Source organism: Hymenobacter terrenus (assembly GCF_000972495.1).
In the GTDB taxonomy this organism is placed as follows: Bacteria; Bacteroidota; Bacteroidia; order Cytophagales; family Hymenobacteraceae; genus Hymenobacter; species Hymenobacter terrenus.
On record NZ_LATM01000027.1, the window covers coordinates 29635 to 42722 of the forward strand.

Here is a 13088-nt window from a genome sequence, read left to right on the forward strand (position 1 = left end):
AATGGCTCATAAAGTTATTTATCACACATTATAAAAGGCCTTATTTTTCTTTGGTGGCGCTGAGAGAGAACTTTGGGTATTCCCGCTCATTTCTTCCTCGCTACAACGATGAAACAGGACCCGCGAATTTGTCTGACCGTTCACTACTGCGCACAGGCTGGCCGAAGTGCCGAAGTGTTGGAACTCCTGCGGCGGGTAGCCGTGGATAATGCTCAAGAGCCTGCTATGCTGGATTTTAAGGTGTACCAAGTAGAAGGAAATTCGGACCGAATACTGGTGTATGAAGTCTTCGCCGACCAGGCCGGGCTCGACGCGCACCGGGCCAGCGCCCACTACGATGCCTACGTGCGGCGGGGAGTATTCCCGCTCCTCTGCGAGCGAACGGTGGAGGCTTATCGGCCCGCTTTTGAAGACTATAAAATTCCTTATGGCAACCCATAAAACGGCTGATTTTCCGCTGGCGAAGGTGGGCTGTAGGTTTGTCCCATCCAAACGCCGCTAGAGGTTGGAACTGCTAGTCGGGGACGCCCGGCCCGGCCGTTGCCCCATCGGTCCGTTGGATGCTTTCCTTTTCTCAACCTCTAAGTAAGCCTCGTCATGAGTTCTTCCCGCGTTTTGTTCGTCATCACCAGCCACGGCCAAAAGGGCGACACCGGTCAGCCCACTGGTTACTACCTACCCGAAGTGTCTCACCCCTGGGCCATCCTCACCGACCTGGGCTACGACATTGATTTCGTGAGCCCCCAGGGCGGGCAGCCGCCCGTGGATGGCTACAACCTGACCGACCCGGTTAATGCCCGCTTCGTGGCTGATGCCGCGGCCCAGCAGAAAATCAACAACTCCCTCACGCCGGCCCGCGTGAACCCCAACGAGTACATCGGCATCTACTACGCCGGGGGGCACGGCACCATGTGGGACTTTCCTCAGAACGAGGAGCTGGCCCGCATTGCTGGCCACATCTACGACCGTGGTGGCGTTGTCGGGGCGGTGTGCCACGGCCCGGCCGGCCTGGTCAACATTCGCCTGGCCAACGGCGAACTGCTGGTGAAAGGCAAGGTCGTGTCCACTTTCACCGATGAGGAAGAAGCCGCCGTGAAGCTCGAGAACGTGGTGCCTTTCCTACTCGAAACCCGCATGAAGGAGCTGGGAGCCACGCACCGCAAGTCGCCTAACTTCCAGCCCCACGTCGAAGTATCGGAGCGCCTGGTAACCGGCCAAAACCCGGCCTCGGCAGCCGGCGTGGGCCAGGCCCTGGCCGAGCTGCTGGCCACGGTGGCTGTAGCTGCTTAGAAGCGGTTTGAGTTAGCCGAAAATTACCAAGAACGGTCATGCTGCGCTTGTCGAAGCAGCTCTACCGCTTCGTCTGCGCCGTTCAATGAAGCGGTAGAGCTGCTTCGACAAGTGCAGCATGACTGGTTTTATTGAATCTAACTTCTTCTCAGAGTGGTGTAGTAAGAAACTGCCTTGCGACCCGATGAAACCCTTTCGCATTTCCAGCCCGCGGCTGGCCCAACCACCCCCAGTCTTGATTATGAAAAACGTCTCATACTTATTGCCCGGCGTGTTCTACGCGCTATTCGGCTGCTCTAGCTCCGGGGCTCCGGCCAGCGAGCAGCCCACTACCAAGCCGGCTTCGGCGGCCGTGGCCGCAGCGGCTCCCGCTGCCAAAGGCAAGGTGCTGGTGGTGCTGTCGAGCCGGCAGGAAATACCATTGCAAGCCGGCAAAACCTACCGCACCGGCTACTACCTCAACGAGCTGATGACGCCGGTTGAGGCCATTATCCGGGCGGGCTACGAGCCGGTATTTGCCAACCCGAAGGGCAATGCCGTGGCCGCCGATGAGCATTCGCTGTCGGCTGACTACTTCGGCAAGGACACCAGCCGCTACCGCCGCATTCTGCAATTGCGCGCCAGCCTGACCCAGCTCCGGCAGCCGCGCAAGCTCGCCGACGTGGTGCAGAGCGGCTTGGACGGGTACCGTGGGGTGTTCTTTCCCGGCGGCCACGCCCCGATGGGCGACCTGCTTACTGACCCCGCTGTGGGGCAGGTGCTGCGCTACTTCCACGCCCAGCAAAAGCCCACCGTGCTCATTTGCCACGCGCCCATCGCGCTGCTGGCCGCCAACCCAGGAGCCGTCGCGTTTACCACCGCCCTGGCCGCCGGCCAGCCGGCGCAGAAGCTGGCCAGCGGCTGGCCCTACCAAGGCTACCGCATGACCGTTTTCTCCACTGCCGAAGAAAAGGTGGCCGAGGGCAAGCAGCTCGGGGGCAAGGTGCTTTTCTACCCCGACGCCGCCCTGCGGGCGGCCGGGGGCCGGGTGCAAACGGCCAAAGAATGGTCCTCCAACGTCGTTCAGGACCGCGAGCTGATTACCGGGCAGAACCCGTTCAGCGACGACCGCCTGAGCCAGTTGTTCGTTGAGGCGCTCAATGCCAGCCCGGCTCCGGCGCACCTATAAAAAATCTGGTTTCCGGCCGGTTGGCCGGAGCATACTCCCAACTTCGAAACCCCTACGATTATGAAAATTCAGCCCCTTCAGTGGCTGGCTTCGGCTTGCTTTTTGGCAGCGCCGCCCACGCCCAGTCCATCCCGTTTTCGTCTAATGAGCTGTACCCGGAAGGCCTGGCCTATCACTCGGCCGACAAGACGTTTTTCGTCAGCTCCATTCACCACGGCCGCATTGGCCGGGTAGACCGCCGCGGCGCCTACCGCCCCTTTGTTGAAGACGAGGCCTTGGTTTCGAGTCTCGGGCTCGCCGTGGACGACACCCGCAACCGCCTGCTGGTTTGCGTGGCCGACCCTGGGGTTTCGACCCGCACCAATGCCGCCACCCAGGGCAAGCTGGCGAAGCTGGCCATCTACGACCTGAAAACCGGCAAGCGCACTGCCCTCGTGGATCTAGGCGGCCTGAGCGAAGGTGGCCACTTTGCCAACGACGTGGCCGTGGCCCCCGATGGCACGGCCTACGTGACCGACAGCTTCTCGCCCCAGGTTTGGCAGGTGACGCCGGAAGGCAAAGCGTCGGTGCTGGTGCGCAACGACCAGTTTACGGGCGAGGGCTTCAACCTCAACGGCATCGTGTACCACCCGGCCGGCTATCTGCTGCTGGCTAAGTCCAACGACGGCAAGCTCTTCAAGCTCGACCCGCGCCACCCCGAGCACCTCGAAACCGTGGCCACTCCCGCGCTGCTCGGCGCCGATGGCCTCGTGCTCAATAACCGCAACGAGCTGCTGATCATTCAGAATGGCACCGGTAAAATCACCCGCCTGAGCAGCGCCGACCAGTGGGGCACCGCCACCGTGCAAGCCACGACGGCCAGCGAAAAAACCTTCCCGACCACTGGCACCTGGGCCCAGGACCACTACTACGTGCTCAACGCGAAGCTCAACGAGATTTTCGACCCCAAAGCCCCTCGTACCTCGGATTTCCTGATTCAGCAGGTGCCGTCTGATGGGCAGCCTACCGGCCGCGCGGGGCAAAGCTCATCTCATGGCCAATCCCGCTGAGCCATTGTTCCTGCTAGCCACCTACCAAGTGCGTCCTGGCCAGCAGGAAGCCGTAGAAGCGGCCCTTGCAACCCTGCGCGACCATACCCGCCAGGAACCAGGTAATTTATACTACCAGGTGCACCGGGTGCCCGACCACCCGGGCCGGATTCACCTTTACAAAATCTACCGCAATGCTGCGGCGCTCGAAGCCCACCGGGCTACTGAGCACTTCCAGCGCTACCTGCTCGGCGACGTTCTGCCCCGCCTCGAATCGCGCCAGGGCGAACGGTTGCAGCCGTTGCCGCCGACCGACTTGGTGAATGCGGCCGCACTTTCTCAAAGTTGAGAAGGCCCCGTTCATCCTCTTAACCCGTTGAGGGAGAATGCTGCTCTGGGTCTTTTAACCCTTTACTCACCTAGCAGCTGGCCTGAGAACCGCTGTGGAAACATTTTCGCTAACTTCCATGACTTCAATGAATAGTTTATCGCTCCGCCTCGCTGGGGTAGCACTGCTGACCACCTTGGCCGCTTGCTCCGACGAAAAAAACGAGGAAGCGGCCCCGGCCACGCCCGATACCATCACCATTACCCGGCCCGCGCTTTACCCCGAAGGCCTGGCCTACGACGCGGCCAACGGCCGCTTCCTGGTCAGCTCCTTTACCACCGGGGCGGTGGGCCAGGTAAAGGACGATGGCACCTACACCACTTTTGCTGATGATGCGCAGCTGGTTAGCTCCGCCGGTATCTTCCTCGATGAGCCCCGCAACCGCGTGCTGGTGGCCGTGGCTGACCCTGGCACCGGCAGCCGCACTACCACGGCCACGCAGGGCAAGCTGGCCGCCTTGGCCAGCTACAACCGGACCACCGGCCAGCGCTTGGCCTACGTGGACCTGGGCGGCCTGCGCCCCGGCAGCAGCCACTTTGCCAACGACGTAGCCGTGGACGCGCAAGGCAACGCCTACGTGACCGACAGCTTCTCGCCCATTATCTACAAAATCGACGCCCAGGGCAATGCCAGCGTGTTTTTGGAAGACAGTCGCCTCGCTGCACCAACCGGCTTCTTCGGCCTCAACGGCATTGTGTTCCATCCCGACGGCTACCTGCTGGTGGCCAAGTACGACGACGGTACCCTCTACAAAGTACCCCTGACAGACCCCAGCTCTTTCATCCGCGTGGCTAGCAGCCAGGTCTTTGCCAGCGCCGACGGCCTGCTCCTGACCGACAATAATACCTTGCTCGTATCGACCAACGGCCAACTCAATACCGTGTTCCGGGTGAGCACCACCGATGGCTGGGCCACCGCGAAAACAGCCGGCACCCTCGCGACGGGCAACGTCTTCCCCACTACCTTCACCCGCCGCGGCACTGATGTGTACATGCTACAGTCATACATCGGCTCCCTGCTCGCCGGTCAGACTCCGGCGGTGGCGCAGTTCACCATTCAAAAGGTCAAGTTCTAACGACTTAGGACCTCCGGCCCCATTTTAGAGTACCTGCCTGACTCGTTGGGCTCCCCTCCCTTTTGGCTTCGCGCATTAAGCGAACTGGGAGCCGCCCCGTAGTGGGCGCGCGAGGTTTGTGCCCGTGCCACCAATAGCCTTTCTACTAAGCCTGCTGGCCGGGTAGAAAGGCTATTTCGTGTCCGCAGCTTTCTGTCTTTTTTTAACCCCCATCCTTCTCCATGCACACGCTGAATATTTCTGAAACGGGCCGTATCAATCAGTTTAAGGCCTCGCCCACGGTGCCTACCCTCAGCACCGAGCTGATAACCTCGGCCGGGGCCGATGAAAACGAGGCCTTGCGCGCCCTGCTCCTCGAAACCCCCAATCCTACCCAGCTGCGGGGCCAGCGTTTCGCCATTCTTTCTACCGACGGGGTGGAGGAGCTGGAGCTGACCGTGCCCTACCAATACCTGGGGGAGCGGGGCGCGACGGTGCACCTGATTGCGCCCCGCAAGCCGGCTTTCCCCGCCAAGTTCGGGCTGGCTTTTCCCACCATTCGCGCGACCCACATTCTGACCGTGCACTATATGGAAAATGCCGGCTGGGCCCGAATTGACCGTTTCATGGACGAGGTGTCGGCCGCCGATTACGATGCCGTCATCGTGCCGGGCGGCGCCTGGAATCCCGATGCCCTGCGCGTCGATGCCGATGCGCTGGCTTTTCTGCGTGCGATGAATGAGCAGGGCAAGCCGATTGGCGCGTTCTGCCACGGCCCGCTGGTGCTCGTCAATGCCGGCCTGCTGCGGGGCAAGCGCGCCACAGCCTTCTGGAACATCTTCCAGGACCTGGAAAACGCTGGTGCCATTGTCGAAGATGCCCCGGTAGTGGTGGATGGCAACCTCCTGACCAGTCGCTACCCCTACGATGCCCCGGCCTTCCTGCAAGCGCTGCTGAGTGCCGTCGCCAAGTCCGCCGTGGTAGCCTGAGTGCCTCAGCAAAAGGTATCCGCCCGCTCAGCATAATGAACGCACGAGCGGGCGGGTTGTTGGAAATAGCTCATTGTGATGGAACGTCCTAAAGCCCTTGGCTCCGAAGCAGCTCGCTACTCCACCACCATCTGATTGCCCTTGGTTTTGGTCCTTTTGGCCCTGGGGCCTTCTTCATCGCCCAGCAGGAGGCCCCAGGGTTTCAGGGCCGGAATTCGGTCAAATACAATCTTCAGGATGGCGATGACCGGCAGGGCCAGGAACATGCCCGCCACGCCACCGATGGCATTGCCCACCAGCACGCCCACGATGGCCACCAGCGCGTTAACCTTGATTTTGGCGGCCACGATGCGCGGAATCAGGAAGTGATTGTCGGTGAACTGGATGACCATGTAGGTAATTACCACCGCCAGGGCGTGGCCGTAGCCGGGCTTCGTGACGAAGGCCATGAGCATGGGCAGCGCGATGGCAATAAGCCCCCCAACGTAGGGGATGAAGTTGAACAGCGCCCCCAGCACGCCCAGCAGCAGCGCATACGGCACCCCAATGATGAGCAGCCCCGTGGTGTTGAGGGCCGCCACGATGCTGCCCTCAATGAGCAGCCCCACCATGTAGCTCTGAATGGTGGCTTTGCTCTCGTGCAGCACCTCGGCCACGCCCGTGTCGCGGCGGCGGCTGGAGAAGGCCTGGGTCAGAAAGTCGACCAGTCGTTTCTGATAGAGGAAAAACAGGAAAATGTAGACCGGAATGAGCGTGGCCACCACCAGCAGGCCCGATACCGCCGACAGCGTGCCCCCGAGCAGCGCCGAGGCCCGGTTGCTGGCCTCGCTCAGCCAGCCCCGCAGCTTCTCGTCGCTGATGCCCATGCGGTCTTGCAGCCACTGGTGGAGCTGCCCAGTGGTTTGGGCAAACTTGATTTTGAACAGCGGCATGTGGCTGGACAGCTGCATGGCTTCGAGGTAGATAAAGTAGACCAGCCCCAGCAGCGATACCACGCCCAGCACCACCGTGAGCGTGATGGCCAGCAGCCTGGGCACCCGATGCCGCAGCAGCCACTGCTCCACCGGGTGCAGCATGATGGCAAAGATGGCCGCGAAAAACAGCGGAAAGATGATGGCGCTGGCAATGTGGAGCGTGAACACCGTCAGGGCCAGGCCCAGCAGTATCAGCGGCGCTTTCACATAGAGCGGAAATTGCAGTTCACGGGAATGGGGGTCGGGCGCGGACATGGTGGGAGGCATAAGGCCAGCGAGAGCCGCCGGCTGGTGCGAAGGGCGCAAAAGATGGCGGTGGCCCCGTTGGCTATCGCCCGGCGGGCTCCCGACCGTTATGGACCCTTACGTTCAGCACTCGAAGGCGTTGTTAAGAAGCTGTTTGTCCGGTGTAGTCTCGTCGTTGAACGAATACGGGCGCACGGTACGGACGGCGAGACGCGAAGGGTCGCATTTTTACGTTGAACAAAACGATGACGGGCGCATGGCGCGGACGACGAGACGCGAAGGGTCGCGTCTCTACATCGTTCTTGCAGCTAAATTGCAAATAGCCTACCGCGTGAAGTCTGCTACCACCTGTAGGAACATGGGCGAGGGCACTTCCACCTGTTGGCCGGTGGGCGTGAGCAGGCCGGTTTGCTGGTCGACGCGGTAGGTTACCACGTTGTTGGAGTTCTGGTTGGCTACCAGCAGGAGGTGGCCAGAGGGGTCGAGGGTGAAGTTGCGGGGCGTTTTGCCCTGGGTGTCCACATCCTGAATAGGCACGAGCGTACCCGTAGCCGTGTCGATGGCAAACACCGCAATGCTGTTGTGCCCCCGGTTCGACGCGTAGAGAAACAGCCCGCTGGGCGCAATGTGAATGTCGGCGCAGGAATTCTCGTCCGTGTAGCCCGCCGGCAGCGCCGACAAGGTTTGCAGCTCCCGGAACCGGCCCGCCGGGGCCTCGTACGCCAGCACCGTCACGGTCGAGTTCAGTTCATTGATGAGGTAGGCCTGCTTGCCATTGGGGTGGAAAATGAGGTGGCGCGGCCCGGCCCCCGGCCGGGCTACAAAAGCGGGCTCGGGCAGGCGCGTCAGCTGGCTCTTCGCCGCATCGAGCCGGTAGCCATACACGCGGTCGGTGCCTAGGTCTATGGCGAAGGCGAAGGCATTAGCTGGGTCTGGCACGATGCAGTGGGCGTGCGGGCCCTGCTGGTTTTTGTGCGGCCCGGAGCCCTCGTGCTGATTGGTGGCAGTGGGGGCGGCCAGCGTTCCGTCGGCCGCCACTGGCAGCAGGCTCACGTTGCCGCTCACGTAGTTGGCCACCAGCGCCGCTTTGCCGGTGCGGTCGAGGCTGATGTAGCAAGGCGCCGCGCCGTTCGACGGCTGCTGGTTGAGCAGGGTCAGGTTGCCGGTGCGCGGGTCCACGGCAAAGGCGCTGACGGCCCCGCTGGTTGCGCCCCGAAAGGTCTGGGTTTCGTTTACTGCGAACAGCCGACGGTGCGCCGCGTCCATCGTTAGGTAGGTGGGGTTGGAGCCGCCGCGCTGGGCGCTCACCGGCGTGAGGGTGCCGGTAGCCGGGGAGAGGCGGTACAGAAAAATGGTGTTCTCCTGGTCCGAAGCCACGTTGGTGCCCACGTACACCAAGTAGTCCTTGGCTCCGCCGCCGGCCGCCGGGCGCACGCAACCGGCCAACAGGGCCGCGGCGAGCAGACTCACTCCTCTCACGAGGAGATACTGGCGGCGGGTGGGAGCAGGATACGTCATCGGGTTCGGAGGAAATGAGTGGGGCCGTAAAGCTGCGAAAATATGCGCATACTGCCGTGCGCCAAGGAAGATTTGCCAGAATTAGCGCCGCCTTCCAATCCGTCACTGGGCCGTATGCTACTGCCCGACGGCCCGGTGACGCGCTATCAGCCCGGCTTTGGCATCAGGCGTGAAGTGAGCCCCGCGCGGGGCGACGAGAACCCGCGTCGGCGGCGGTTTAGCCAGGGCATGGTTGACATTTATCAACTAGTTTTTTTACTAAATGTCAAGGGAGCCGGGGGAGGGGCTACTGCACCTTTGTGCCGTCGGAATAACACTCCCAAACGGGACCGACACCACCTTTTTAACCCCCCATATTCCCCATCATGGCTAAGCTAATTTTGATTACTGGCACCAGCACCGGCTTTGGTAAACTAATGACTACCACCCTGGCCGCCGCCGGGCACACCGTGGTTGCCGGCATGCGCGGCACTACCGCTAAAAACGCCGCCGTGGCGCAGGAGCTGGCCGCGCTCCCGAATGTCGAAGTCGTGGAGCTGGACGTGACCAGCGACGAATCGGTGCGGCAGGCCGTGGCCCAAACCCTGGCCCGGCACGGCCGCATCGATGTCCTGGTCAACAACGCGGGCGTCACGGGCTACGGCCTGGTAGAAGCCTACTCGCTCGACCAGATTCGCCAGCTGTTCGAGGTGAATTTCTACGGCGTGCTGCGCACCTACCAGGCCGTGCTGCCGGCCATGCGCCAAGCCCGGCGCGGCCTGGTTATCAACCTCACGTCGGGGGCCAGCGGCCACACGCTGGCCTTTATGACACCTTATCTGGCCTCGAAATTCGCGGTGGAAAGCATCACCGAAGGCATCCAGGAAGAGTTGCGCGACTATAACATCGAGAACGTGAGCATTCAGCCCGGCGTGTATCCTACTGAAATGAACGACGGCAGCAAAACCGGCCTCAACGCCGACCGGGCCGACATCGTGGCCGCGTACGGCGACGCCGCCTCGGAGAAATTCCAGGCCTTCGGCGCGGGCCTTTACGGCAAAATGGCCGCTTACCACATGAACCCCCAGACCATTGCCGATGGCGTGCTGACCCTGGTAAACATGGCCGACGGCACCCGCCCGCTGCGCTTCCCCCTCGATGCTGTGGCCGAGGGCACCGACCAGGAATTCATTGATGCCCGCGCCAGCATCAAGGCCAAATGGCTGGCTAAATACACGGCCTAGCACCGTTTCGGAGTAGCGCGGACTAAAAGTCCGCGCTACAGTGTGGCGGTACACAAACCTCGAAACCGCTCATCAGGCCGGGGGAGGTGCCGTAGGCAAGCGGGGGATAGAGCATAAGAACAAAAGCTAGTTCTTTGCGGCATCTATCACCCTTGTCCCGCGCCCATGTTTGCTGTTTTTGAGCAATACCTGCTGAGTAAGGCTGCTTTCACGGCGGCAGAAATCGAGCAAATCAAGGCCGTGAGCATGCTCCGGACGCTGCGCAAACGCCAATACCTGCTGCAAGCCGGCGACATCTGGGCCTACAATGCCTTCGTGACCAAGGGCTGCCTGCGCACCTACTCCGTGGATGCCAAAGGCGCGGAGCATATCATGAGCTTCGCGGTGGAAAACTGGTGGGCCAGCGACCAGGAAAGCCTCTCCTCCGGCCAGCCTTCGCGCTTCAACATCGAAGCCATTGAGGAGTCGGAGGTCGTCCTGATTAAAAAAGAAGACTTTGAGCAGCTGCGCCGCGAGCTGCCGGTATTCGACGGCGTGATAAACAACATTCTTTTTCGCAGCTTCATGGCCTCGCAAAACCGCATTCATTCGGCCATCAGCTACTCGGCCGAGGAGAAGTACCGCGAGTTCGTGGAGAAATTCCCCGATTTCGCCCTGCGCATTCCCCAGCACATGGTTGCCTCCTACCTGGGCGTGACAACGGAAACCCTGAGCCGCATCCGGCGCCATCTCACGTAGGGCTCAGCATACGCCGCCGCAAGCCGGTGTCTCGCCCCGGAGCACTAACCTCCCTCAACCCGAAGGTCAGCGTAGCTAATGCCCCGCGGAGCTTCATGGTGCTACTACTGCCGGGGTTGGCCCCGGCTCTATAAAAAAGAGCCCTCAGCATACCGCTGGGGGCTCTTTCTGTTATAATGCGAGCGGCAGATGCGGTTCGCTAGGCGGTCCGGGCCAGGGCCTCTTTGCGCTCCACCACGGCGGCGCGGCTGGTTTCGAGGCGGGTGCGGCGGCCCTGGGTTTCGTCTACATCTACTTCGCGGAGTACCAGGTACACGGGGCCGCGGTCTTGCTGGCGGAAGGTGAGCTTTTTCTGTTCGTACTGGGCATCGGTCAGGTCTTCGTCGGTGCGGCGGTGCTCATCGGTACCGGGTGTCTGGGTGGCCAGGGAAGAGCTCAGCTCCGTGATTTTGCTGGTCAGGCGCGTGAGGCGGGCCGCGACTCCGGTGGCATCGTCGGTGGCGTTGTCGCGCTGATAGTCGAAGTCGCCTTCGCGCTTCGTGATGACCCGCAACCGGTCATCGAGGATGGTGATGATGGCATCGCACTGGGCGGTAGTGGTCAGCAGGTTTACGGACAGGGCCATGAGAGTGGGTTGGGAATAAGTGAAGGGTGAGACGATGCGGCATAAACGGAAGGATGTGTAGGTATATTGCTAAAATAAAAATTTTTATTGATAACTATCTCCGCAGATCATGGAATCCAGTAGTTTTGCGGCCTCCCTCCACCTTCTATCCCTTCCTAGCTAATGGGTGCTATCTACGCCGAGCTGCACATCGCCGGCCACGTCTACCCGCTTATCAGCTGTCAGTACGGGGTTGACCAGGGCACCAACGAGCGGGGCCGGGCCATCGAGCGCGTCCGCCACGGCCAGCTGGCCCTGGTGATGGACGTGCCGAACGATACGTTCCTCGAAGCCCTGGCGGCGGCGCCTGCCACGCACTACCCGGCCGATGTTACCTTCTTCGACAGCGCCGGGGGCATTCCCATCGAGACGGTGAGCCTGGCCACGGCTTACTGCACGGGCTACGAGGAGGAGTTCGAGGAAGGCGAACACGGCCGCTACGTAGCCTACGTGGAGCTGACCGGCCCCGGCGGCTTCACGATGACGGCGGGCGGACCCGTGGCTGCTTTCGTGGCCCCCCCGGCTCGGGAACATGGGGTGCCGCCCGTGGTGGCGGTGCTCGATGCGGCCATTGGCGGTCAAGCAGCGTCTTCGCCCAGTGGCCCCCGCAAACTCGTTTCCCCGGACGATGTGCCCCCGCACCTGCCGGCTCCGATTCCCAATCCTTCACCTGACCATGCTCAGGTGCATCTGAGCCCAGCGGAGTGGGCCGCCTTGGTCCAGGGTCGTTGGGACGACTCCCAAAGCGCTAAAAATAAGAAGTTCACGTTCATGCAAGAACACCGCATGACCGAATTTCACGTAGCTGGCGACCCGTTTACTTACCGTGTCGGCGCGGATGGAAGGATGGCTGCCGTGTATGACGCTCAGAACCAGCAAGCCTATAACGTTACAGGCACAAGAAAGGGACTTCTACGTATTCCACTAACGCTAGGCGGAGAGCCAACCTATGCTGGGACCGAGCACATGTTTCCAGTCACGGGAAACCAGAGGAACGTAGTCCAAATCAAGATGACGGGTAGCCGAGGAGGTGACTTCAAAGCGGCTAACGCCGAGGCGAGGTTGACCGATTTGGTCGCCTCTCAGGGACGCCGGCCAGAACGACCTCCCAAAGGGTATACCTGGCATCACCGCAATGACTTTGTACCAACTACCGGCACGCCACCCCCCTATGGCACCTGCACGATGGAACTCGTAAAGGAAGAGGCACACAATGATACTTTTATTCACTTTGGCTCCTGCGACCAGTGTAATGAACACATCGGACGCGCCCTTTATAAATAACGTTTATGGAACCTAATCCTTGGATTGGAGCGGAAACGCCCGCAACGCGTGCCGATATTGAGGCCATTGAGCAACAGTATGGATTCACGCTTCCGGAAGATTACAAACAACACCTTCTTCAGCATAACGGGGGCTGGCCCCACCGTCCCATTTTCACGGAAGTCCAGCCTGATGGGGAGCGAGTAGACCGTGACATTAGTGACTTCTATTCCGTTCGTTATGGAGAAAGCACGTTGGAACGTAGCCTAAAATCGCTAAGGGACCAGCTACACGACGACTTGGTCCCCTTTGGCCGAGATGGGGGTGGGGACCTCTTCGTACTGAGCGTGGGCCCGCAGGACTACGGCAGCGTGTACTACATCGCCCACGAGTTTTACACGCCTCCGGAGGGAGAGTACGACGAGGAAACCGACGAATCGACCCCGCCCGCCCCGCTGGACTACGGCCCAGGGGTACACTTCCTGGCCCCTTCCTTCACGGCCTTTCTCGACGGGTTGGTCGAAGGCACGCCGGTCTAATCTCAC

14 protein-coding genes are annotated in these 13088 nt (G+C 61.3%); 11 read left to right on the forward strand and 3 right to left on the reverse strand.

Features of this window, described 5'->3' with window-relative positions; genetic code table 11:
• Positions 1-108 precede the first annotated feature (108 nt).
• The 7 genes from WX88_RS21745 (at position 109) to WX88_RS21775 (ending at position 5917) form a co-directional block, all read left to right on the forward strand.
• Positions 109-441, forward strand: coding sequence for a putative quinol monooxygenase (locus WX88_RS21745; RefSeq protein ID WP_052732966.1), 333 nt, complete (start codon positions 109-111; stop codon positions 439-441).
• A gap of 156 nt (positions 442-597) precedes the next feature.
• Positions 598-1290, forward strand: coding sequence for a type 1 glutamine amidotransferase domain-containing protein (locus WX88_RS21750; RefSeq protein WP_046246531.1), 693 nt, complete (start codon positions 598-600; stop codon positions 1288-1290).
• A 241-nt stretch (positions 1291-1531) separates the two neighbouring features.
• On the forward strand, positions 1532-2458 hold the full coding sequence (locus WX88_RS21755; RefSeq protein ID WP_082116229.1) for a type 1 glutamine amidotransferase domain-containing protein: 927 nt from the start codon (positions 1532-1534) through the stop codon (positions 2456-2458).
• Between the two features lie 80 nt (positions 2459-2538).
• Complete coding sequence (locus tag WX88_RS21760; RefSeq protein WP_052732968.1) at positions 2539-3507, forward strand: SMP-30/gluconolactonase/LRE family protein; 969 nt, start codon at positions 2539-2541, stop codon at positions 3505-3507.
• Positions 3491-3835, forward strand: coding sequence for a putative quinol monooxygenase (locus WX88_RS21765; RefSeq protein WP_046246532.1), 345 nt, complete (start codon positions 3491-3493; stop codon positions 3833-3835). The genes WX88_RS21760 and WX88_RS21765 overlap by 17 nt, the downstream gene beginning before the upstream one ends.
• A gap of 127 nt (positions 3836-3962) precedes the next feature.
• Positions 3963-4949, forward strand: coding sequence for an SMP-30/gluconolactonase/LRE family protein (locus WX88_RS21770; RefSeq protein ID WP_052732969.1), 987 nt, complete (start codon positions 3963-3965; stop codon positions 4947-4949).
• A 221-nt stretch (positions 4950-5170) separates the two neighbouring features.
• The gene (locus WX88_RS21775; protein WP_082116226.1) at positions 5171-5917 is read left to right on the forward strand and encodes a type 1 glutamine amidotransferase domain-containing protein; all 747 of its coding nucleotides are present in this window, start codon (positions 5171-5173) and stop codon (positions 5915-5917) included.
• 116 nt (positions 5918-6033) lie between these two features.
• Here WX88_RS21775 and WX88_RS21780 read toward each other — a convergent pair whose 3' ends face one another.
• Positions 6034-7146: an AI-2E family transporter gene (locus WX88_RS21780; RefSeq protein WP_046246563.1), complete on the reverse strand. Its 1113-nt coding sequence runs from the start codon at positions 7144-7146 to the stop codon at positions 6034-6036.
• A 315-nt stretch (positions 7147-7461) separates the two neighbouring features.
• Entirely contained in the window at positions 7462-8655 is a 1194-nt protein-coding gene (locus WX88_RS21785) for a lactonase family protein (RefSeq protein WP_046246533.1), read from the reverse strand.
• Between the two features lie 365 nt (positions 8656-9020).
• On the opposite strand from WX88_RS21785, the gene WX88_RS21790 reads away from it, so the two are divergent.
• Both WX88_RS21790 and WX88_RS21795 read left to right on the forward strand, forming a co-directional pair.
• Positions 9021-9878 (forward strand): SDR family oxidoreductase, encoded by an 858-nt coding sequence (locus WX88_RS21790; RefSeq protein ID WP_046246534.1) that lies wholly within the window; start codon positions 9021-9023, stop codon positions 9876-9878.
• Between the two features lie 165 nt (positions 9879-10043).
• Positions 10044-10616 (forward strand): Crp/Fnr family transcriptional regulator, encoded by a 573-nt coding sequence (locus WX88_RS21795; RefSeq protein ID WP_046246535.1) that lies wholly within the window; start codon positions 10044-10046, stop codon positions 10614-10616.
• A 199-nt stretch (positions 10617-10815) separates the two neighbouring features.
• Here WX88_RS21795 and WX88_RS21800 read toward each other — a convergent pair whose 3' ends face one another.
• Complete coding sequence (locus WX88_RS21800) at positions 10816-11241, reverse strand: hypothetical protein (RefSeq protein ID WP_046246536.1); 426 nt, start codon at positions 11239-11241, stop codon at positions 10816-10818.
• A gap of 162 nt (positions 11242-11403) precedes the next feature.
• Here WX88_RS21800 and tssD point away from each other — a divergent pair, with 162 nt between their 5' ends.
• Positions 11404-12564 carry a type VI secretion system tube protein TssD gene (tssD, locus tag WX88_RS21805; protein ID WP_046246537.1) on the forward strand — a complete coding sequence of 387 codons (1161 nt, stop codon included), beginning with the start codon at positions 11404-11406 and terminating at the stop codon, positions 12562-12564.
• A 5-nt stretch (positions 12565-12569) separates the two neighbouring features.
• The gene (locus WX88_RS21810; protein WP_046246538.1) at positions 12570-13082 is read left to right on the forward strand and encodes an SMI1/KNR4 family protein; all 513 of its coding nucleotides are present in this window, start codon (positions 12570-12572) and stop codon (positions 13080-13082) included.
• Positions 13083-13088: the final 6 nt, after the last annotated feature.